24 protein-coding genes and 1 pseudogene are annotated in these 22,616 nt (G+C 42.0%); 11 read left to right on the top strand and 14 right to left on the bottom strand.

Annotated features, from left to right (window positions below):
• Positions 1–35 precede the first annotated feature (35 nt).
• Positions 36–1,574 (top strand): glycosyltransferase family 2 protein, encoded by a 1,539-nt coding sequence (locus C232_RS0113445; protein ID WP_018664685.1) that lies wholly within the window; start codon positions 36–38, stop codon positions 1,572–1,574.
• 375 nt (positions 1,575–1,949) lie between these two features.
• Positions 1,950–2,525, top strand: coding sequence for a cupin domain-containing protein (locus C232_RS0113440; protein ID WP_018664684.1), 576 nt, complete (start codon positions 1,950–1,952; stop codon positions 2,523–2,525).
• Between the two features lie 17 nt (positions 2,526–2,542).
• Here the strand turns inward: C232_RS0113440 and C232_RS18710 are convergent, their stop codons facing one another.
• Both C232_RS18710 and C232_RS0113430 read right to left on the bottom strand, forming a co-directional pair.
• Complete coding sequence (locus C232_RS18710) at positions 2,543–3,376, bottom strand: serine/threonine protein kinase (protein WP_018664683.1); 834 nt, start codon at positions 3,374–3,376, stop codon at positions 2,543–2,545.
• Complete coding sequence (locus C232_RS0113430; protein ID WP_018664682.1) at positions 3,376–3,564, bottom strand: hypothetical protein; 189 nt, start codon at positions 3,562–3,564, stop codon at positions 3,376–3,378. The genes C232_RS18710 and C232_RS0113430 overlap by 1 nt, the downstream gene beginning before the upstream one ends.
• A gap of 169 nt (positions 3,565–3,733) precedes the next feature.
• On the opposite strand from C232_RS0113430, the gene C232_RS0113425 reads away from it, so the two are divergent.
• Positions 3,734–4,027, top strand: coding sequence for a hypothetical protein (locus tag C232_RS0113425; RefSeq protein ID WP_018664681.1), 294 nt, complete (start codon positions 3,734–3,736; stop codon positions 4,025–4,027).
• Between the two features lie 129 nt (positions 4,028–4,156).
• Positions 4,157–5,164 (top strand): SDR family oxidoreductase, encoded by a 1,008-nt coding sequence (locus C232_RS0113420; RefSeq protein WP_018664680.1) that lies wholly within the window; start codon positions 4,157–4,159, stop codon positions 5,162–5,164.
• Between the two features lie 31 nt (positions 5,165–5,195).
• Here C232_RS0113420 and C232_RS18705 read toward each other — a convergent pair whose 3' ends face one another.
• The 3 genes from C232_RS18705 to C232_RS0113390 all read right to left on the bottom strand — a co-directional run bounded on the left by C232_RS18705 (position 5,196) and on the right by C232_RS0113390 (position 8,482).
• Positions 5,196–6,419, bottom strand: a complete 1,224-nt coding sequence (locus C232_RS18705; protein ID WP_018664679.1) for an MFS transporter — start codon at positions 6,417–6,419, stop codon at positions 5,196–5,198.
• A gap of 432 nt (positions 6,420–6,851) precedes the next feature.
• The gene (locus C232_RS0113395) at positions 6,852–8,057 is read right to left on the bottom strand and encodes an MFS transporter (RefSeq protein ID WP_018664678.1); all 1,206 of its coding nucleotides are present in this window, start codon (positions 8,055–8,057) and stop codon (positions 6,852–6,854) included.
• Positions 8,054–8,482: a MarR family winged helix-turn-helix transcriptional regulator gene (locus C232_RS0113390; protein ID WP_018664677.1), complete on the bottom strand. Its 429-nt coding sequence runs from the start codon at positions 8,480–8,482 to the stop codon at positions 8,054–8,056. Before C232_RS0113390 ends, C232_RS0113395 begins: the two co-directional genes overlap by 4 nt.
• Before the next feature lie 428 nt (positions 8,483–8,910).
• On the opposite strand from C232_RS0113390, the gene C232_RS18700 reads away from it, so the two are divergent.
• From C232_RS18700 to C232_RS0113355, 7 genes are all read left to right on the top strand, one after another.
• The gene (locus C232_RS18700) at positions 8,911–9,585 is read left to right on the top strand and encodes a M15 family metallopeptidase (protein WP_018664676.1); all 675 of its coding nucleotides are present in this window, start codon (positions 8,911–8,913) and stop codon (positions 9,583–9,585) included.
• On the top strand, positions 9,582–11,165 hold the full coding sequence (locus C232_RS0113380; RefSeq protein ID WP_018664675.1) for an ABC transporter substrate-binding protein: 1,584 nt from the start codon (positions 9,582–9,584) through the stop codon (positions 11,163–11,165). Before C232_RS18700 ends, C232_RS0113380 begins: the two co-directional genes overlap by 4 nt.
• 19 nt (positions 11,166–11,184) lie before the next feature.
• Positions 11,185–12,189 carry an ABC transporter permease gene (locus C232_RS0113375; protein ID WP_018664674.1) on the top strand — a complete coding sequence of 335 codons (1,005 nt, stop codon included), beginning with the start codon at positions 11,185–11,187 and terminating at the stop codon, positions 12,187–12,189.
• A gap of 11 nt (positions 12,190–12,200) precedes the next feature.
• Positions 12,201–13,073, top strand: a complete 873-nt coding sequence (locus tag C232_RS0113370; protein ID WP_018664673.1) for an ABC transporter permease — start codon at positions 12,201–12,203, stop codon at positions 13,071–13,073.
• Between the two features lie 11 nt (positions 13,074–13,084).
• Complete coding sequence (locus C232_RS0113365) at positions 13,085–14,056, top strand: ABC transporter ATP-binding protein (RefSeq protein WP_018664672.1); 972 nt, start codon at positions 13,085–13,087, stop codon at positions 14,054–14,056.
• On the top strand, positions 14,049–14,843 hold the full coding sequence (locus tag C232_RS0113360) for an ATP-binding cassette domain-containing protein (RefSeq protein ID WP_018664671.1): 795 nt from the start codon (positions 14,049–14,051) through the stop codon (positions 14,841–14,843). Before C232_RS0113365 ends, C232_RS0113360 begins: the two co-directional genes overlap by 8 nt.
• 70 nt (positions 14,844–14,913) lie before the next feature.
• Positions 14,914–15,450 carry a cupin domain-containing protein gene (locus C232_RS0113355; protein WP_018664670.1) on the top strand — a complete coding sequence of 179 codons (537 nt, stop codon included), beginning with the start codon at positions 14,914–14,916 and terminating at the stop codon, positions 15,448–15,450.
• A gap of 45 nt (positions 15,451–15,495) precedes the next feature.
• Here C232_RS0113355 and C232_RS20280 read toward each other — a convergent pair.
• The 9 genes and pseudogenes from C232_RS20280 to C232_RS0113315 form a co-directional block, all read right to left on the bottom strand.
• Positions 15,496–15,597 (bottom strand): annotated as a pseudogene (locus tag C232_RS20280) (aspartate/glutamate racemase family protein); the annotation flags it as partial.
• Between the two features lie 26 nt (positions 15,598–15,623).
• Positions 15,624–16,184, bottom strand: coding sequence for a 6-phospho-3-hexuloisomerase (gene hxlB / locus C232_RS0113350; protein ID WP_018664669.1), 561 nt, complete (start codon positions 16,182–16,184; stop codon positions 15,624–15,626).
• A 70-nt stretch (positions 16,185–16,254) separates the two neighbouring features.
• Positions 16,255–16,929 carry a ribulose-phosphate 3-epimerase gene (gene rpe / locus C232_RS0113345; protein WP_018664668.1) on the bottom strand — a complete coding sequence of 225 codons (675 nt, stop codon included), beginning with the start codon at positions 16,927–16,929 and terminating at the stop codon, positions 16,255–16,257.
• Between the two features lies 1 nt (position 16,930).
• Positions 16,931–17,536 (bottom strand): KpsF/GutQ family sugar-phosphate isomerase, encoded by a 606-nt coding sequence (locus C232_RS0113340; protein WP_018664667.1) that lies wholly within the window; start codon positions 17,534–17,536, stop codon positions 16,931–16,933.
• A gap of 79 nt (positions 17,537–17,615) precedes the next feature.
• The gene (locus C232_RS0113335; RefSeq protein ID WP_018664666.1) at positions 17,616–18,134 is read right to left on the bottom strand and encodes a YjbQ family protein; all 519 of its coding nucleotides are present in this window, start codon (positions 18,132–18,134) and stop codon (positions 17,616–17,618) included.
• A gap of 19 nt (positions 18,135–18,153) precedes the next feature.
• On the bottom strand, positions 18,154–18,444 hold the full coding sequence (locus tag C232_RS0113330) for a PTS sugar transporter subunit IIB (protein WP_018664665.1): 291 nt from the start codon (positions 18,442–18,444) through the stop codon (positions 18,154–18,156).
• A gap of 1 nt (position 18,445) precedes the next feature.
• Positions 18,446–19,792: a PTS galactitol transporter subunit IIC gene (locus C232_RS0113325; protein WP_018664664.1), complete on the bottom strand. Its 1,347-nt coding sequence runs from the start codon at positions 19,790–19,792 to the stop codon at positions 18,446–18,448.
• A gap of 15 nt (positions 19,793–19,807) precedes the next feature.
• Positions 19,808–20,269 carry a PTS sugar transporter subunit IIA gene (locus C232_RS0113320; RefSeq protein WP_018664663.1) on the bottom strand — a complete coding sequence of 154 codons (462 nt, stop codon included), beginning with the start codon at positions 20,267–20,269 and terminating at the stop codon, positions 19,808–19,810.
• Positions 20,270–20,307: 38 nt separating this feature from the next.
• Positions 20,308–22,332, bottom strand: a complete 2,025-nt coding sequence (locus tag C232_RS0113315; protein WP_018664662.1) for a BglG family transcription antiterminator — start codon at positions 22,330–22,332, stop codon at positions 20,308–20,310.
• Positions 22,333–22,616: the final 284 nt, after the last annotated feature.

The following is a 22,616-nucleotide window of genomic DNA, read 5'->3' as shown; positions in this document are numbered from 1 at the left end:
ATGCATCCATTATCAAAAGGAAGTGATACGGAAATATGAGCTTGATTTTAAATTCTGATGTTTTGCATAGTGAGGATTTTACTGTCAACAGTATTCCAAAGATTAGAAAAACCTATATGAAACCAAGAATTGTGGCCTTCATTCCTGCCCATAATGAAGAAAAAGCAATCCGCGACTGCCTGGCCGGGCTTGGTGATCAATCCCTTCCAAAAGGAGTGGATTTAGATGTTTTTGTGATTGCAGACAACTGCACAGACCAAACAGAAGAATTGGCTTTGCTGGCTGGAGAGGAATTCCATTTAAACTTGAAAGTACTCGTAACAGAAAATAACAAACTTAGGAAGGTCGGCGCACTGAATGCTGCGTGGAAAAATATTTATGGTGATGTCATGGACATTTATGAAAAGGAGCTCACCCCTTATCAGGAACTGTATAAACAATCGGTAAAAGCCATCCTTGGAATGGACGCAGACAGCCGGCTTGCGCCAAATGCGTTAAAACATTTGTGGGACGGCCTGATGAGCCAAAGAAATATCGGCGGCGTGATGGCAAAGTATACAATGCGGATGCCAAAAAAGAAAAGCCTGCTGTCTAAAGATGATGTCCACTATGAAGAAAAAATTGCTAGCGGGGAATATGGCGGACCGATTGCAAGATGGTGGACACATCAGCAAAAGCAAGACATGGCAAGCTGGCTGCTGGATTTACAATATCACGGCGGCAGCACGTACGTCCTTGGCGGCCAGGCGACTTTATTCCGGCCTGAAGCCTTGCTGGACGTGGTAAACTCAAATAAACTGGACGGCCCCTGGGAAAATGAAAGTGATGTAGAAGATATGATGCTTACTTGGCAATTACAAAGATCCGGCTGGAAAACTTTGATCAGCCCCACAGCCAGATGCTTTGTTGACGCGATGCGATCCTACCATACTTACCGGGAACAGCGAAACAAATGGAAGTCCGGAACGGTGAATCTCTTAACGAATAAAGATTTGCATCTTAAAACCCGCCACTCCGGGAAACTTTGGCGTTCACAATTCAGATCACTGGCAGACTTGGCTGTACGGGGGCTATTTATATTCCTGCTTTGCGGCGCATTTGCAACCGGACAGTTCCATTGGTCATGGATCTGGCTTACACCAGTCGTACTGGCATCCATTCTCAATACGATTTTAGCTGTCAAAACCCCAATGAGCCGGCCGATCGATATCATTCTTGCGGCATTATTGATCAGCCCTGAAATCTACCTCTGGGTAAACTTAATTACGTTTGGGCAAGTATGGCTCGGTAAATTATCCGCCCACCAGAAGAATGGCTGGGAAAAGCAGTATGCGGCTGAAGCCGGCAAAACAAGGAGCAAACTTATCCAAGGAATCTTATTTTTCCTGCTGATTGGCACAGTTGCCGTTTTTCTGTGCATCCACTTTAGAAGCTATTTGACAAGCCCACCCGTCCAGGCCGCAACTTATCCGTATTTAATGTTTGGCTGGGTTGTCCTGACATACTTAACGATTTTCGAATCCCTCATTATGCTTTACCAAATTTGGACTTTGCGCGGCAGGCACAAAGCCTGATCAGCGAAAAAACATCTGATTTCCTAAATGGAAACAGGAGGTGTTTTGCTTTTTTGACAATGAGAAACTGACTGCAACAATTTTTCATAAGGATTGTACCATGATGTTGTAAAATCAACACGCTTTTAAATCTAACCCATTATTCATCATACCGTTGTTAAGATGATCCTTCGTTTGTAAAAAAACGCATTGCGTCCGAAAACGTTCCTGTTTTGTGTTTGTGCTTCATTGCGGCCGTATTGCCGGCCTGGCTGCCAATATGCGTGGAATTTATTGATCAAAATCGCATGCTGAGTGCATTCCCAACAAATAAGTAGTTTTTTCTGGTTCCAAAAAGGATAATAAAAATATAGCACCATTCAAGGAGGTAAAAAGATGGCCGGTTTCAAACAAGGTAGTCCTTTCTGCCGCCAGCCTGCTTTTTCTGCTTTCAAAGGCAATGAGACGCCTGCTGCTGCGGCAGAAAAGGACGTCTCAACCGTATATTTCGATGATGACGGCACAATCCCGAACAATCCGACACTGCCTGTCCTGCTGTACCACAGTGTGTTCAAAGGGCATGAGGACCAGATCAAAACCACTTTTCAAAAACACAACTGGAAAAACAATTGGGAATGGACGATTTTCCCGTACCACCATTTTCACAGCAACTCGCATGAAGTGCTGGGGGTAAGCCGGGGCCACGCACAGGTGCAGCTTGGCGGACCGAATGGAAAAATATTTACAGTTTCTGCCGGCGATGTCATGCTCCTGCCTGCAGGAACCGGGCACAGGCTGATCGAATCAAGCGATGATTTTGCGGTCATCGGCGGTTATCCGAATGGCCGGGATTACGACCTCCACAGAAAAGAAACAGCTGAATTAAAAGAAAATATTCGAAACGTTGACGTTCCGGAAACCGACCCGGTATACGGCAGCCACGGCCCGGTATTTGAAATTTGGCGGAAATGAAAAAAACAGGGAACAACCTAAAACCGGCTGTTCCCTGTTTTTTTGAAAACCATTTCCTCTGCATCGGCAGCCTGCAGCCATGCCTCCATGTCTGCAATCAATTCATCAACTGTTTCGTAAGCCTGCTCAATCTGCAGCATTCTCTTTAAAATCAGGCACCCTTCTTCTGACAGCGGCAATTCCTCATACCAAGGCCTTTCCTTTTTTTCTGCCGCCCGGTATCCCGAGTAAAGCAAAAAAAGCATAAAATGCCCGAGTGCATAAAAGTCGCTTCGAAAATAAGGCTCTCTCATCGGCGGCGGTTCGGGATTTGCCTCATCCGCATCACCAACATGGCAGGCAAGCCCAAAGTCGATAATCGAGATCTTATTTTCTTTTTCGCTGTATAGGATATTGGGAATTCTGAGGTCACGGTGGACAATCTCTTTACGTTGGAAATAAGCAACAATATCCAGGATGTTCCTGGTTATCTGAAACGCTTCACGCTCTGTAAAAACTTGATGGTATCCAAAAATCAAATCTTCAAATGTCTTACCGGGCATCTGTTCCATCACAAAAAACGGGCGCCCCTGCCACTCAAATTCATCATAAAGCCTTGGGATACTGCTATGGTGAAGCCTTTTTAAAATCTTTTTCTCACGCTGAAACAGGCCGTGTCCATTCATCCGCAGTTTGCGTTTCCGGAGCTGTTTCAACACTTTCATTTTTGATGTATGATCAGCAGCAACAAGATAGGTATAACCGTAGCTGCCGATCCCGAGCATTTTCACAATCCGGTAATCTTGGACCATGTTGCCGCTGCGTAACGGCCGGTCAATCAGGAATTGCGGGAAATGCAGCCACTGTTGCATCAGCTGCTGAAAAATCCGCCGCTCTTACGTCTTTTCGAATAATGTTTATGGCCGTAATGGGATTTGTAGTGATGATCGGAAGAGGAACGGGAACCGAAATGCGGTTTATGGTACCTGTCATGGGCATGGCTGCTTGAGTACGAATGCTTTTGGCCGCCTAAAAACGATTTCAATAATTTTCTGATCATGAATCCACCTCACACATTATTTTTTTCATTATAACATGTTCCACTTGATATGATAAGTGAAAATACACATATTTCTTTAAACTTATTTACAGCATACCGCATAAATATAAAAACCGTATCAGACAAAATATACATATTGAACATTTTATGATAGAAATGAGGAGAACCATTGAAAGAAATTTTACAACAGGTGAAAGAAAAGCTGGAGAATGCTTACAGCAATCCGGAATCCGTTGAACTGGAACAATGCATCCGGCAGCTGCAGGAGGCAAAGGAGCAGTACGGCGATAAAGGAACGATGATTAAAAACGCCATTACGGCTTTGGAACAGGCAAAAAATTCGCAGCCTGAACTTGAACACGCCGGAACCATTTCATCTTCTGCGGCATTCGGACAAGCTTACAATGCACTTGAACACGCCATTGAATCATTTTCGGATACAAAAAATAACGACCCGTTCTAACCTTGGGCTTCCCAAGGTTATTCAGTTTTGGTAAACACATCATACTGCAAGGCTGTTTGAACTTTCATAAAAACGCAGGCAATCAAATGCAGTTCCAATATAAGGCCGTGCCTTGTTGCAGGTTCCGGAATGTTAAAACCATTAGAAGACCAGGTAATCGTCATTACCGGAGCATCGAGCGGAATCGGGCTGGCTACTGCCAGGAAAGCCGCTGCAAGAGGTGCGAAACTGGTACTGGCTGCAAGAAATGAACACGCCCTGAAAGTGCTTGTTAATGAAATAAAGAATAAAGGCGGTTCGGCAGTGTGGGGGCGGGCTGATGTAGGGCGCGAAGAAGATGTGAACCACATTGTCGAAACAGCGATCAGGGAATTCGGGCGTTTCGATACATGGGTGAACAATGCCGGCATCTCTATTTTCGGGGAAGCCATGGATGTCAGCATTGAAGATATGAAACGGATGTATGATACGAATTTTTGGGATGTCGTCTACGGAACACGGGTTGCGGTGAGACATTATAAAGAACGCTGCGTTCCGGGAGCCATCATCAATATCGGCAGCCTGTTCGGCGACAGGGGCACGGTGATCCAGTCCACCTATGCCTCCGCAAAGTTCGCGCTGCATGGCTGGACGGAAAGCATCCGCATGGAACTGGAAAAAGAAAATGCCCCCGTTTCCATTACACTCGTCCACCCCGGCAAAATCGATACACCTTATAATGAACATGCGCACAGCTATCTGGACAAGCAGCCCGCCCACTATATGTCAATGATCTACCCGCCGGAAGCCGTTGCCGAAGCGATCCTTTTTGCGGCCGAACATCCGAAGCGCGATATGTATGTAGGATCGCAGGCCAAACTGGTTGCCGTGTTCGGACGGCTTGCTCCGCGGGTGATGGATAAAATTATGGAACGGACAATGTACCGCACCCAGCACAGCGACAGACCTTCAAAATCGAAAGCAGACAGCGCCCTCTACCAACCCGGTTACGGATTGCATGAAAGGGGCACCAACAAAGGCTGGATACGAAAAACGAGCTGGTATGTGAAAATGAGCAAACATCCACTCACCTCAGCTGCTTTGGCTGCCGGCGCCGGGGCCTCGCTGTGGGCACTTGCCAAACGGAGGGGGAGTTAATCCCCTCCGCCATTTGGCATGAAGATCAGAATTACCCTTTGCCTCTCAGCGATTCAAGATTTCCCGGCCTGGCAGTCTTATACATCGGTAAAATAAAACAAAGCCCAATGACAAACAACAACGCGGCGATTTCAAATACCGCGGTGATCGAAAGCCACTCTTTCAGTGGCCCGGCAATACTCATTGTAATGACCATGGCACCCGTGAACAAGGGGCTTAGGGTGCCATTTACCCTGCCGATAAAGGCTGACTCCGTTTTTTGTAAAATCATCGTGTTAATTCCGATTTGGATGCAGGGCATAAATAAACCACAAACAAATTCCGCGGCCAGCGTTAACCAAAGCGAAGCGGAAACACCGACGACTGCCATCCCGATCGCGTTGGCAAGCATTCCAAACAGCAGCAATTTTTGGGGAGGAGTGGATTTCGAAAACGCCATCGCGAAGGCGCCGCCCGCAATCATGCCGATCCCATTCACCATTACAAGCCACTGCAGGTTTTCTTTTGGAAGCCCTAAACGCTCGGTAACCAGGAAAATATTCAGCGGCTGGATAAAACCGACACCAAGGCCGGCAGCCAGAAAACAAATGCCAAGCAGCTTTAATTCTTTTTTGGCGAGCACATATCGGACACCGCTTTTCATTTCCTTCCATAGATTCCCTTGCCCCTGATGATTTTCTTCCACCCGGTCTTTCGGAATCATCGTTAACGATGCGGCTGAAAGCAAAAAGGCAATACCGGTTATTAAGATAGAAATATCAATCCCGAATCTTTGATACGCAAAGGTGCCAATTATCGGGCCTAAAATCATGAAAAATGCAAAAATTGTTTGATATATTGACATCGCGGATTGAATCAGGTCTTCCTGCAAATGCATTTTAAACAGCCTCATCCCGGACGGCTGCGAAAATTGCGACAGTATGGACGAGATTAATGTAGCAAAAAATACGGCTTTCCAAGTTCCAAATACCAGTGCAATGATCACTGCAAAAACGGATACCGCACTGAGAAGGTCGCACCAAATCATTGTCTTTTTCGGCTGCCAGCGATCCGCAAATGTCCCCCCGATAAATGAAAAAACAAAAATTGGCAGGAATTCTGCTACAGAAATCATCGACACTGCCATCGCATCGCCATTTGTTTTTTCAGTGACAAACAAAAGGACGGAAAAATTCCGCACCCAGATGCCGATCTGTAAAAACAGTGCGGAAATAAGAACCGCACGGACAAATTTATTTTTCAATAAGTATGCCATATGTATCCCTCCCTGTTCGTTCTTGAGCCTGTCGTTCTACTATCATAGCCGATGCGTAAACGCTTAGCAAGATGTTTTTTACTTCTAGGGGATTTTACAGTAATAACCAAATCATTGATTTATTTTCATCAAGATAGCATTCATCTACCTCATGAAAGCTATCTTGAGATCTAGTTAAAAGCCCTATTTAGACATTTACTGCCTGTACCCCCTGCTCATCCCTCTTATGAACACCATCTCAACCTTTCTTCTTTCCCATAACAGCGCTCATCCCCCTTATGAACACCATTTCTCCCTCTTTTCCATCTTAAAATAGCCCATTCCCTGCATTATATAAAACAATTCCTCAAACATCCGCCCATAAAACCCGTTTCTCCTTTTCCGAAAACAGAAAAAGATCCGGGGGTTTGCCTCCAGATATTTTCATCTAAATTATTCCGCCTGTTGTTGTACCATATTTCTGGCCGCCACTGCTTTTTTCCCGTATAAGAAATAATAGAGGAAAGTGCAGATAAGCATCACGGCGGCCATAATGGCATACAGCCCGTGATAGCCGGCGATTGGAACAAATAATCCTAATAAGAACGGGCCCACGCCGACGCCGGCATCAAGAAAGATAAAGAAAGTCGAGGTGGCGAGGCCGATGCGGTGGTCCGGCGCCACTTTAATCGCGATGGCCTGGCCGCTTGACGAGTACGTCCCGTAGCCGAGCCCGACAAAAACGCCTGCCAATAAAATAAACAAGCCGGAATTAGCCTGGTTCAGCAGCAGCAGGCCGATTGCAAACAGGATAAACGACGGGTACATGACAAAATTTTCGCCTTTCGTATCAAACCAGCGGCCGGTAAACGGTCTTGACACCAAAACCGTAATCGCATAAACAATAAAGAAGAAACTTGAAATGTCCACCAGATTCATTTCGCTTGCATATGAAGTGAGGAACGAAAGAATACTCGAATATCCGAGGCCGACAAACGCGCTGATAATCGCAATTGGAAACACTTTTGGCTCGAAAAAATTGCTGAGTTTGAGCCCCTTCATTTTATCCAGTTCAGCTTTTGACAGCACCACTTTCGGAACGTTTAAGAAGAGCGCCGCCACAAAACTCAGCGCCAGCAGTACAAGGCATAATACAAAAATCACGTTAAAACTCGCATGCTCGATCAGGAACATGCCGATAAACGGACCGACAGCCGCAGCCAGCGTCACACTTAACGCATAATAGCCGGTTCCTTCCCCTCTCCGCTCTTTTGGAATAAGGTTAGCGACAATTGTCCCGGTTGCCGTTGATGCGATCCCAAGTGCCGCACCGTTCAGGAAACGGACCACCAATAGAACCGCTAAATTTTGAATAAAAAAGTATAATAGCGTAATGGCAACAATCGCTGCAAAACCGATATAGAGCATTTTTTTCCTGCCGACCTTGTCAATCGATCTGCCGGCAAACAAGCGCGCAATTAAGATCCCGACAACAAAAATCCCCGATGCCAATCCGGCAACGCTTGGCGATGCATGAAACCGGTCAGTTGCAAAAAGCGTAATGGTCGCCATCAACAAATAAAATGTAAAATAAAGAAAAAAGTTTGCGCCTGAAACAATTAAAAAATCTTTCGTCCATAACTTTGGTTTACCGCTCAATGTGCTTTCTCCCCTTGATTTAAAATATTTTCCCTGATTTTTGGAAGTGCCGCAAATACAGCTTGCTGTTCCGCTTCCGGAATCCCCTTCATCACTTCGTATTCCAACACTGTAATTTTTTTACGGCAAATTTGGTAAATCTCTTCCCCTCTTGCCGTCGTCCGAATCACCTTTTCGCGCCGGTCTTTTCCCGGTATTTGTTCAACAATCCGCCGCTCCTCCAATTTCTGAACCATCCGCGTTATACTCGGCTTTTCCACTTCATAATACTTGGAGATTTCAACGAGCGTGCATGGGCCGAAATGATGCACATAAAAAATCACCTGCCACAAGGAATAAGACAATTCGTATTCCCCCAGCAGTTTATTCAAAGCCGTAATCAGCGGACGGTACAGTTTGATATACCGGTAAAAAAAGCCCTTCATGTTGAAAGCCTCCACAAATGAGAATGATTTAGACTGTTTATAAAGTGAAACTTCCATCAGTGGGGGTCTTCTTTCATCCCCCACTGATGGTGAGTTGAACCAATCGGACCTTTACGGGCAGTTTGATCTCCACCTATCTCCTTCGTACCTTAAATCTTAAGGTGGGAGTCTTACTGCCCGTTAAGAGTCGGATAAATGCGGCAAAAAAGTGTCCAACTATTTCGTTACCCTAAGTAATAATTTGCAAATTTTACTATACATGGTTTTTTTCACAATGTCAATGGCCTGTTAAATCAAAACAAAACGCTGTGAAAAATAGATTGCCATATTTTCTAACATTCATATTTTCATAACACTAAAAACAGTGTATATTTTAAATATATTAAATTTTAATTAAAGTAATTGAAAAAGGAGAGGATCCATGAACCGTGGCACAAAACCCGTTTTCCAATGAATACGAAGAAGCGTTAATTTCTGTTTCCAACATTTCGGACCGGATTAAAGTACTTCCCTATTATTATCTCCACCATATTCCCGGTGCACGAAATGATTGCTATTTGCGGGAGGGCGTGGCCGAGCGGCTGTTAAAAGCCATCAGCAGTATTCCATCAACCTATCATATGGTGATCCTTGACGGATGGCGCTCATTTCAAACCCAGCAGGCCTTGTATGAAGCCTATCAAAAAGCGTTCAGAATCAAATACACCTCAGAACAAACAGCAGCAGAGCAACTCATCCGCTTTGTTGCCGCACCATCGAAAGATCCTCATCACCCGGCTCCGCATTATACCGGAGGCGCCGTAGACCTGACACTGGCAAATGAAAATGGCTGGCTCAATATGGGAACTGATTTTGATGAATTCACTGAACAAGCCCGCTCACTCTTTTATGAAAAGAAAAAGGATTTAACACTTGAAGAAAAAAAGATCCGCGATAACCGGCGCCTGCTGAGAAAAGCCATGCTGAAAGCGGGTTTCCGATCCAATCCGGATGAATGGTGGCACTTTGACTATGGAAACGCGCTCTGGGCAAAGGAAAACCATACAGTAGCGAAATATCCCGGAATTGAACTGGACGTAAACAAAGGGAGGAAAACGATTTGAGAAAGATCAGTTTAATTTTATTAGCTCTCTGTTTCATGATGATCACAACCGCTTGCAAACAAAATGCCAATGCCCCGTCCAAGACAACAGCATCCAATGCAGCTTCCGGCAATGCAGCAAAAAGTGAACTCGTTGTTGCCATCCCGGCAGACATTGGCACAATCGATCCAGCCGTCACAATGGATAACTCCTCATGGAAAATTATTTACCCTACATATGAACGGCTTGTGGATTACGACGGGGCTACCACAAATATAAAACCAGGCCTGGCTAAAAAATGGACAGTCAGTAAAGACGGGAAAACCTGGACATTTACTTTAGAAAAAGGCCATAAGTTTGCTGATGGCACTGAAGTAGACGCAGAAGCGGTAAAGGAAAGTTTTGAAAGGACATTAAAAATCAAAAACGGACCCGCCGGAATTTTCAGCATGGTCTCTAAAATTACTGCAGATAACCCGACAACGGTTACCTTTACACTTTCTGAGAATTTCCCGCCTTTCCTTTCAACATTGGCGACCAATTACGGCAATATTGTCAGCCCGAAAGTCATGGAATATGAAAAGAATGGTGATATGGGCCAAAACTACATGGCAAACCATACGATGGGAAGCGGCCCTTATCAATTGGAGTCATGGAAAAAAGGCGATTCGATTAAACTCAGCTTAAACCCGAATTCAAAAGTAAAACCGGCATTCAAATCCGTCGTTTTCAAAATCGTCGGCGATTCCTCCGTCCAGCGCCTGCAATTGGAAAAAGGTGAAATCGATATCGCCGAGGGGATACCTGTTGACCAAATCAAAGACGTTAAGAGATTTAGCAATGTCCGATTGATCCAAAAACCGAGCCTTGTGACAGACTATGTTTATATGAATACAAGCAAAGGCAACGCTGCGCTGCAAAACAAAAAAGTCCGCCAGGCGTTGAACGAAGCCATTGACTATGATGCTCTTATTGACGCGGTCCAATTGGGTTATGCAACCAAAACACGCGGTCCGGTTCCGGAAGGCGTTTGGGGGCACGACAACAGCGTGAAACAATACAAACACAATGTCAAGCATGCAAAAACATTGCTGAAAGAAGCCGGTGTGAAAAACCTGTCCCTTGATTTACTGTATTCGGATAACAAAACATGGTGGAAAACAGAAGCTTTGACAATCCAATCCAACCTTGCTGATATCGGTGTCAAAGTGAATCTGAAAAGTGTCGCTTATGCCACTTCCCGCGACATGATTGATAAAGGCGATTTTGACCTGGCACTTGGCGTCTGGAGCCCTGATTTCGGCGACCCGTACGGCATCATGAACTATTGGTATGACTCGAAAAACTTTGGCCTCGCCGGCAACCGCGCCTTTTACAAAAACAGCAAAGTTGACCGGCTCTTGAAGGAAGCCGCAACCAACAACAGCAAACAAGAACGGACAGCCCTTTACAAGCAGATCCAGGATATCGTTATGGATGATGCACCCTATATCCTGCTTTATCAAAAAGACTATATTTTACCGATGAGCAAAGATGTCAAAGGGTTTGTCTATAATCCGATGCTGGATGGCATCTACAACCTGGCCGATATGTCTAAATAAATTTTTGGAGTGACGAAGCTTGCAGAAAATCATTTTGAAACGTCTTGGATTCCTTGTATTCGTCGTATTCGGTGTCACACTCATTTCATTTATTTTGTCCCATGTCATTCCCGGTGACCCTGCCAGCATGATGGCAGGACAGCGGGCAAGTAAAGAGACGGTTCAATCCATTCGTGAGCAGCTGGGCCTTGACCAGCCACTCTGGATCCAATACGCAGATTATATCCGCCAACTCGCAACCGGCGATTTTGGCATCTCGATCCGGACACACCAGCCTGTACTGGATGACTTGCTTACGTATTTCCCGGCAACATTGGAACTTGCCGTTGCAGCTTTTGCAATTGCAATTCTCATCGGGATTCCGCTTGGCGTCATATCCGCACTGAAAAAGAATACATTTTGGGACCATTTCAGCCGGATCTTTTCCATCAGTGGCGTTTCCATTCCTGTATTTTGGAGCGGACTGGTCGTCATCTTAATTTTTTACGGCTATTTGGGATGGTTTCCGGCAAACGGGCGCATTGACGACAATATTAACCCGCCGACACATACGACAGGCTTTTATATACTGGACAGTTTATTAACCGGTGATACCATTGCCCTTTTCAGCAGTTTAAAACATATTTTCCTGCCTGCTCTTGTTCTTTCCTTTGCCCAGCTCGCAATCATTACAAGGCAGGTACGGGCCAGCATGCTCGAAGTGATGAGCCAGGAGTATATCCGGACAGCTGTCGCAAACGGCATCCACGGCCGGCTGCTCATCATCTCGTACGCGCTGCGGAATGCCTTGATCCCAACCATTACCGTCATCGGGACATCTTTCGGTTCGTTACTCGGCGGTGCTGTTGTAACAGAAACGGTATTTGGCTGGCCGGGGATGGGGAAATTTGTCGTCGATTCCATTGCCTATCTTGATTTCCCGGCAATTATGGGATTTACCATTCTCATCAGCATCGGATATGTACTGATTAATCTCATTGTCGATCTGCTGTACGGCCTGTTGAATCCACAAATCAGAGAATAGGAGGGGAATGGATGGCAACTGTTGCATACCGTAAAAAAACGCAAATCTTTAAAGAAAACCCGATCTGGTATAAGTTAAAGCAAAATAAACTGACGTGGGTAGGCATTGTGATTTTGAGCCTGATTGTTTTGTTCTCGCTGTTCGCCCCGCTGCTGACGCCTTACAGCCCGACAAAAATTAATATTGCGGAAAAATTTCAATCTCCCTCCTTTCACCATTGGTTCGGAACGGATGAAGTAGGCCGGGATATTTTCACAAGAATTCTGTACGGTGCAAGGCTTTCACTCGGGTTCAGCATTCTGGTCATTGCTGTTGCGAGTTTCATTGGGGTTGTGATCGGCACGATTTCAGGATACTTGGGGAGCATTTTCGACCAAATCATCATGCGGATCGCCGATATGGTACTTGCTTTCCCTAACTTAATTCTGGCAATGGCGCTGGCTGCCATCTTAGGCCCGAATCTGCAAAATGCGATGCTTGCTGTTGCCATTGTAAAAATTCCAGTTTATATCCGGCTTGCCCGCAGCGAAGCATTGGTCATTAAAGAAAAACTATTTGTAAAATCCGCCGAAACTTTCGGGATCAGCAAGCCGCGGATTATTCTCAGGCATTTTATTCCGAACGCTTTTTCCCCGGTTATGATTCAAGCCACCCTGGATGTTGGCGATGCGATTCTATTAATCTCAACACTTGGGTTTCTCGGGCTCGGTGCCCAGCCGCCTGCACCGGAATGGGGCGCCATGATCAGCGTCGGCTGGCAGTATTTGCTGACTTACTGGTGGTATCCGACATTTCCAGGGCTGATGCTGTTCTTATCCGCCGGTGCCCTGAATTTAATCGGCGATGGGATCCGTGATGTACTTGACCCGAAATCAGCAAGATAAGGAGGATTTTTATGCTGCTTGAAGTCAAAAATTTGTACGTCGACTTTGAAGGAATGCGCGGCCGTACGGAAGCTTTAAAAAATATCCGGTTCACCCTTGAAGAAGGCGAAATCCTTGGCATTGTCGGTGAATCCGGATCCGGAAAATCCATTACCGCACTGTCAATTTTAGGGCTGCTTGAAGAAAATGCCATTATTTCAAACGGTGAAATCATCTACAATGGTCAAAATCTGCTCCATTTGCAGAAAAAAGAACGCCAGATGCTGCGGGGCAAAGAAATCGGCATGGTCTTTCAGGAACCGATGACTGCTCTCCATCCGACGATGAAAATTGGAAAACAGTTACAGAATTGCCTTCAGCGCCACCGGAACCTCCCGGCAAAGGAAGCCAAAGAAGCAGTGCTGCAGGCTTTGCGGGATGTGCACATCGACCAGCCGGAACAAGTCGCAAAAAAATATCCGTTTGAATTAAGCGGCGGCATGCGCCAAAGAATCGTCATTGCCCTCGCCATGTCTGCGCCGCCCCGTTTATTGATTGCAGACGAGCCGACAACCGCGCTCGATGTCACGATCCAATATGAAATTTTAAATTTGATCCGGGAATTAAATCGCAAACGGGGCACTTCTGTTCTACTGATTACCCATGACCTTGGCGTCGTGGCCAAATTATGCAGCCGAACCATTGTCATGTACGCCGGAGAAGTGGTTGAAAGCGGAGCGACAAAAGAGATTTTACACCATCCCGCCCATCCGTATACCCGATCGTTGTTGGACGCACTCCCTGATTCGGTTCCGCCCGGCGAGCCGTTAAAAGCGATCGCCGGTGAAACGCCGAGCCTGCTCCACCGTCCAAGCGGGTGTGCCTTTGCTTCCCGCTGCCGGCATGCTATGGATATTTGCAAAAAACGCCATCCGGAGCTCACAGAAAAAGCGTCCAACCATTATGCGGCCTGCTGGCTGGAAGGGACTGCCGTTTATGATTGAAATCAAACAAATTGAGAAAATCTATGTCAATGGCAAACAGTCCACAAAAGCGGTCGGGCCGGTTGATTTGAGTATCCGTGAGGGGGAAATCCTCGGGCTCGTCGGAGAATCCGGTTCCGGGAAAAGCACGCTCGGTAAAATGCTGATCGGGCTTGAACCGCCGACAAGCGGAACGATCACCTACAAGGGCAACCCGTTATGGATAAAGAAAAAGTTCAAACGGTACCGCCCCGGCGAAATCCAGTCCGTATTCCAAGATCCGCAATCTTCACTTGACCCGCGCATGCGAATAAAAGATATTATTTTGGAACCGCTGCTCGGTCTGCCGCGTGCCGAAAGAAAAGAAAAAGGCAATTTGGAACGCTTAAAGCAGCTTATTCACCGCGTCGGGCTGCAGGAAGAACATCTCAGCCGGCTTCCGCATGAATTCAGCGGCGGGCAGCGGCAGCGGATCGCCATTGCCCGCGCGCTAGTGACCGAACCTGCTTTTCTCGTGCTGGATGAGCCAACATCTGCACTTGATGTTTCAATCCAGGCACAAATTTTAAACCTGTTAAAAGAATTGCAAATGGAAAAACAGTTAACCTATTTGTTTATCTCCCATAACATGTCTGTGATCCGTTATATGTGCGAGCGGGTGGCCGTCATGTACAAAGGGGATATCGTAGAGATCGGCACGACCAATGATATTTTTGAAAATCCGCAGCATCCTTATTCCAAAAAACTTTTATCATCAGTGTTAAGCGTAACGGACCAGGAAAATGGCAGCCATGCTGAAGCATTGTGAACATAAGCATGGTTTTCCTTCTTTTTGATGCAGAATGATTAACAGTTTCGGGTTAAAAGGAGGGGATAATTTGTTCAACGGTGGAAAAATTCGGCAGGTTAGGAAGGAAAAAGGGCTCACCCTTCAGGAACTGGCGCAGCGGACAGGTTTGAGCCCCAGTTTGATTTCCCAGATTGAACGGCAGCGGGTCGATCCCACTGTCAGTACCTTTTGGAAAATCTGTTCGTCCCTCAATATTCCACTGAACTTCTTTTTTGAGGGCCGGAGTGAAGAAAGCTTTGTTGTCAGAAAAGAACGGAGAAGAATTGTAGAACTGGCGGATGCGAACGTTAAGTACCATGATCTTACTCCGCCGAATAAATCCGGGACAGCTGATTTTATTTTAGTAGAAATCCAGCCTGGCAATAAAACCAAGCCGGAGTTAATCTCCCATGCCGGTGAAGAATGCGGCTATATTTTGCAAGGATCTTTAAAAGTATTCTTAGGGGACAAAGCATTCGATTTACATGAAGGAGACAGCATTTATTTCCCCAGCACCACGCCGCACCGCTACATGAATACAGGAAACGAAGTATCCATTTCCTTGTGGGCGATGAATTTGAAGTGAATTAAAAAAAAGGGGGGCCATCTCTCTAAGGATCTCCCCCTTCCCTCATAAAGAATCCTTCACAGCTTCTACTGCATGGATCACCGTTGTATCAAATAACGGAATCTCAGCATCCTCTTGTTTGACCAGCAAACCGATCTCAATACAAATTTCAGATTTTGTTTTTAAATTTTTTATTCCAAGTTTGCATGACGTAATAACATCGTGTCAGAGGTTTCACCTAGATCACGCATTAACTGTAATATGATTGAATCATATACAAGTAAACTTAGTTGTTCAAATAACGAGCCCATTGGCTGGATTGTTGAAACTGAATTATTTCTTTCGGTTTTTTTTGATGGACCAGGCAAATTGACAATAATTTGTGACTGCTTTGCAACGGTTGAATTATTGTTTGTGGTAATTAAAGCAACAAACACTTTGTTTTTATTCGCAATTTTGGCTAATTCAATAATACTGGAAGTTTCACCTGACCCAGAACTAAGAATTAATAAATCTTGTGGATCTGTATGGGGGGTGGTTAAATCGCCGACTATATGCACATCAAACCCCAGGTGCATTAATCTATTGGCAAAACTGGCAATCATTAAGCCAGATCTTCCTTTACCACTAACAAATACTCGTTTAGATTCTTTAATTTTATTAACTAGTATGCTGATTTGGTTCTGATCAATTTTCTTTATGGCATTTGAAATTTCCTCAATTATTATATTTAAATCATTATTAAAGCTCACTATTATTGCCTCCTTTACTATCAAAATTAAAATACCAGGAAATAATGTTATCCCCCGGTATCTAATAACTTTAGGATTTTTTATTGATCGCTTCTACTAACATTTCCAATTGATTATCAATCCTATCTCCACTAAAAAGGAATGATCCTGATACAAACATATTAGCCCCCGCTTTAGCACAAAGTGGTGCAGTTTGATCATTTATTCCACCGTCAACCTCAATATGATAGTGGCAATCACTATGTTTCTGTTTATATGCAAATAATTCATAAACCTTATTTACCGCTGAAGGAATAAATTTTTGACCGTTAACACCAGGATTCACTGTCATCACAAGAACAACATCAACTAAAGGAAGTAATTCTTTTATTGCTGATACAGGAGTGCCAGGATTAATTGCAATGCCAGATAGAATATGGTGTTCATTAATTTCCTGAATCACCCTATAAGTTTGTGGAGTTGATTCAGCATGAATTGTAATCATATTTGCTCCACCCGTAATAAAACGATTAAGTAAAGTTTCCGGCCTTTTCACCATCAAATGACAATCCATCTTAAAATGCGTCTGTTGATTTAATTGTTTAAGTAGTTCAAGATTCAGCCCCAGATTAGGAACAAAATTGCCGTCCATAACATCAAAATGTAAATATTCAATTCCAGCATTTTCTAACTGAGTCAGGCAATCCGAAAGGCGTAAAAAGTCGGCATTATAAAGTGATGGTAAGATAATCACATTTTTTTCCATTTTACTCACTGTCTTTCTTTAATCTTGCTCCAACAGCACCGGCTGGATGATTTTCTAAAAATTTTTCTTTGTCAAAAGACAATTCTTCTATTAAAGTGATGGCAATTGCATCAAAAGTTGCAATCACGGCTAACGTGCTTGCTGTTGCCAACATATTAAATTGATCTGGTTCGCGATCAACTATTATCTTTAATAAAATGTCAGCCCTTTGCCCAATTATTGAGCCCTTATTTTCAGTGACTCCTATAATTTTGGCACCTTTCTCTTTTAAATTTGGAATAAGTGTAACTATCTCGGAAGTATTCCCTCCTTTTGAAATTAAAATTACAATATCTTCCTTCTTTACATTACCCAGAGACCCATGAACAGCATCAGACGGGTTAAGATAAAATGATGAGATATTAATAACGCTTAATGTATGAACAATTTTTTTAGCAGCCGCACCTGAAGTACCGCAACCAGTTATAATAATGTTTCCTTTACAATTTTTGATAGCTTGTATTACTTCTTTCAAAGCGTCTTGATTAATACAATCTTTTAGCGATAGTAGAGATTCCGCTTCTATCTTCCAAGTATTAAACACGCTCTCTATCAATTTTTTTGACATTCCAAAAAATCTCCTTTATAGGCCACCTTTTGATCCCATGTAATTAAAGAGAAAAATAGATGGCCTAAACATGTTAAACTTAATCCATTTCTCCCATTACCAGTACATTGCAGGTTCTATTTCTCTCCCGAGTCTGATCGAAATCTACAAAATATACATAACCAACTTTTCCAATTAATAATTCGCCATTTTTTAAAATAAAAGTTTCACTTGAACCTAGTAATGTAGAACGTAAATGTGCATCAGTATTTAACATTGTCCATTTTTCAGCTGGATAATCAGGGTCAACTTTTGCCATTCCATATTTTATATGTTCTGGCCCCGGGCTGTTATATTGATTTTCAGATCTTTCTCTGGGAATTATTTTTTCCAAAATATTATTAAGATCTACTTGTAAATATTCATCGCCATAATAATTTTTATCATGCATATATTCTTCAAAATAAACTGAACACGTTGTATGTGGTGAAGATACAACACATAAACCATTTTTTATTTTGCTGTCTTGAACAATTTTATTAACCTCTTTAGTAATATCATGATAAGATGGTCTATCTGAGACTGTTTTTAATGAAATACTATCAATATATACGGTCATTTTTTTCACTTCCTTGCAACTATAAATTAAGACGTTTTTTTAATTCACCATACATGTTTTGGATCCCCATACCTGTCATTAAGGGAACTCCATTAATGACTTTTTCTTTAATATAATCCGGAACAATTGTGGTACTAATCACAGCGTCATATTTATCCTCAGAAATATTTTTAATTTCATCACCAACTGCTGATTGATATACCTGAACTTTATCTGCGATATTTTCATTTTTTAGCCATTCTTGCACCTTCATTCGAGCGACAGTTGATGTTGCATGCCCAGCACCACATACGATTAAAAGTTTTTTCATTTTAATTTACCTCGCTTTCTCCTGAATTGTATTTTTTAATTTTGTTAAGATAGAACAAGCTTCCTAAAATAATAATTGTCAAGGCAATTATCGCAAACCAACCTAATATCTTAATTGAACCGACAAACAAGCCGGCTGGCCATAAGCCACTTGATACAAAAGTAACTAATCCTTTATGGCCAACATCATAGTTACCAATTTGAAAGGCTTTTGTTACAAGAGGAGCTAACCAAGTAGACAGGTATAACATCGTTACCGTGTAGATAGCTCCTCCAATAACAGAATGGATGATATTCCCTCTGAATGCAGCAACCATTAAAGTAAATACAAATACATAAAGTGGTAAATCCCCAAAAGGCAATACTTGATTGCCAGGCAGAATAACAGCCAGGAACAATGAGACCGGAATCAACAATAAGCAACTGGAAATTACTGCAGGATGACCAACTGTTAGGGCAGCATCCATCCCAATATTGACTTTTCGACCGTGAAGGTGCTTATCAGCAAACTTTTGTGCTGCTTCTGAGATTGGCATTAAGCCTTCCATAAACATGGATATCATTTTTGGCAACAGCTTTAATATTGCTGCCATTTGCATTCCTAAAAGAGCTACTTTGGCAAAACTAAATCCAGCTAGAATTCCAATAATAACACCAATTACTAAACCAATCAGTATAGGATCACCAAACGAACCAAATTTCTTTTGTATTTTTTCCGGACTGGCATCTAGTTTATTGAGACCCGGGATACGATCAAAAACCCATTTTAATGGGATTGCCAATATTAATCCCGATAGCGCCATTAAGTGGGTAATTGCAATTCCCGGTAAGTTAAAGAATTTACTTGTTAGCGGTTGCATAATATCCGCTAGTAATAAAGCTAACAAGAATGTAGGCACCATTGCAGCAACGCCCATCCAAAAACTCCCAGTCATTCCATAAACCAATAAGCCCATAAAAGCTGATTGCCATAAATTCCAAACATCAACATTTAAAGTTTTTACCCAGCCAAGTGAAACTAACAATAGATTAATGGCAAAGGAAACCGGAATGATGATTACCCCTAAAGTGGTTGAAAATGCTAAGGGACCTCCTGGACCGCTTCCAAGATCAATAATGTTTAGTTTCAATCCAAACCTGCTGACCATTAAATTGATTGCATCACCTAAACTAGATTGAAGCAAACCAACTACAAGATTTAATCCTATAAAACCTATTCCAATGGTAATACCAGAAATTAATGCCTTTATTGGCTTAACTCCGATTAATAGACCAAGAATAAAAATGACAATTGGGATGAATACACTTGATCCTAAATTAATGAACCAATGGAGTGCTTGTATGACCATAATAAGCCTTCCTTTCTATATTTCGGCTAGATTCTCATCATTTAAAATTAACGAAAGTTCACCAATGGATTTGCAATTTTTTAGTTCAGCAACCATTTTTTCATTTTGAAACATATTAATTAAATTACTTAATGTTTCTACTTGTTCATGTGGTTTACTCATTGCGATCATGAAAATTAATGAAACAGGAACCTCTTTATTTTTATCCACCATATTTTTAAAGTTTATGGGATTCAAAAGAGAAGCAAACATTATTTGTGATCGATTAACGAAGACTGAATCGGTATGCGGTATCGCAAACCCAGTATTTTTCACCATAATTCCAGTAGGAAAATACTTTTCGCGATCTAACAGTTTTGGCAAATATTCTATTTTTACAATTCCTTTTTTATATAATTCGTTAGCCATCAATGTTAAAACTTCTTCTTGATTTTTTGCATCAACATGAAACAATCCGATATGCTCATCGAAAAACATATAAACACCTCTTTCTAAAAAAGTATTTCTTATTCTTGTTAAACATAACCACCGCCTTCAATTACCCTTAGAACATCCTCCTTTGTATCCGCTTGAATAATTTTGTGAGCCATATCTTTTTTTAGAAAGATATCATTAAGTTTAAATAAAATCGGTACATGCTCTTTTGTTTGTGAAGGTAATAGACCTATCATAATATGAAAAGGTATTCCATTTGGATTGAATACAGCTTGTTTAAAAATTGTAAATTGAATATCAGAATACAATGAATAATTATTTGGTTCGGCGTGGGGCAAATAAACATTTGGCCCAATAAGCATATGATCATAATTTTGATAGAATACGGTTCTACACTTCTCTACATAGTCAACCGAAATTGAACCTCGGTCAAGCATTGGTTTAAATGTTACATCAAGACAATTGGACCATGATGTGTTATTATAAATAATTGAGATATTGTCTTCACTCAATTTCATTATGGTCCGGCTTTGATTGTTACTTTTCTTTTTATTATCATTATCAAAGTAATCTTTTAGTACTTTCTCAACTGTATTTACACTGTGTTCAGGAATAAAATGTTTAATTGCACCAACAATCGTTTTTGCCTGTTTTTCCGGATCATTTTTCAATAACTTAAAAACAATTGATCGAAGTTGTTTTCTGCTTTCTGGTTCGAGAAACGGAGGTACTATGATTGTTGTTACTTTGCTTTTTATAGGCCGCGTCGTGAAAATAAAGTCAAGGTTGAGATTCATTTGCTCAAACTGCCTGAAAGAATAGGCACCAACAAAATCAATTTGGGGAAACATATCTTTAAGATTTTCTAAGAGCAATTGTGAAATCGACGTCCCGTTTGGGCAAAGAACAACTCCTTTAAAATCAGTAGTTTTACTCTCTTCAGAGTGATAAATCCACCCCAAGACAATCATGGATAGGTAAACTATTTCTTCATCAGAAAGTTCGTTGCCGATTATTTGTGAAAAAGGAGCAACTGCATCCTTTACAATATTAAAAGTATGGCAATGTTCACTCATAAATCGATGAGTCAATGGATTATTAACACGTAATCCCAAAATATTTCTGAATATCGCCGGCTGAATATGCAATAACAACCGCTTTTTAAATTCTGATTCCTTAACAAATTCTACTGCCAGTTTGTATTTTAAAATTTCAACAAACTGATCCACAGCTAATTTAATTTCTTCACTATTTGAAAAATCCAGTACCGATTCAATTCTATTAGAAGATAGAATTTGTAAAGACAGATAGAGAATGTCATTCTCTTTTAAAAATGGAAATTGGTTTAACTGTTCCTTGATTAATGAATATTCAACAGTGTTTTTAATGTCGTAATTTTCTATTGAAAACTTCCAAGGATCTGTATAGTTGCGAATACGTTTCATAAGAACAGCAAGAATATATGGCAAATCCTCAATTTGTTCATCTGTTAATCGAATTTGTGTCTTTTCTTCAATCAAAGTTAACATATTTCTTAATGACTTTAGTTCTTGATCGCTAGTATTGGTAAACTTTTTTAGTTGAGATTTACCATAAAATGTTTTTAATAAATTCCTCGTGGTTCCAACAATTCTATTCCTGAGTAAATATTCCGGACCTTTAACCAGATATCCTGTTTTGCGGGAATATTCAACAACCAATTGTAATTTCTTTAATTCTCCCTTTATTTGTTTCAAATCGGCAAACATTGTATTTCTGCTCACATAAAATTTGTCGGAAAGTGTTTGTAACGATTCCTGGCTCTTATGAACCATTAGATAAATTTCAACCATATTTTGCCTAAGTTCAATATTATGATCATAATCATTGAAAAATTGTTGATTTCCTATTAATATTGCATACAATTCATCAGCACATTTCTCTGAAACTTGGATCCGATCACCAACTAAAATAATAGATTCATGGGGAAGAAGATTATTGACTGATTGAACCAATTCTTCCACTTCTTTTAAACTTAATGACAAATTGCTGCAAACATCTGAAATTCTACCTACTTCTTTTTCCAACAGTAAATATTCAATGAACTCTCTCTCCTTGAACAACATTTTTTCACCTCCCTCTATAAATATTGATTTATCAACGGTTTAGGCCGTTGGTGGGGTGTCAAAAAAATATTTTTCAACACGTTTCCTAACAAAATTTTTATATTATGTGAAACTATTCCAACATATGGGTACGCTACGCGGTCACTACTGGATAATGGTGGAAAGTAGTGATAGGAAATTATACGATGCACAATGGATCTCTGCGTAACTTATGATGACGTACCCTCCCATGTCTCTGGGCATCTGTGTGCCTACATTCCTTCGTTCGGTCTAGTCATAAGGCA

This window comes from Heyndrickxia acidiproducens DSM 23148 (genome assembly GCF_000374345.1).
Taxonomy (GTDB): Bacteria; Bacillota; Bacilli; order Bacillales; family Bacillaceae_C; genus Weizmannia; species Weizmannia acidiproducens.
The sequence above is the reverse complement of the archived record's forward strand: the minus strand, read 5'-3'. Positions and strand labels throughout refer to the sequence as shown.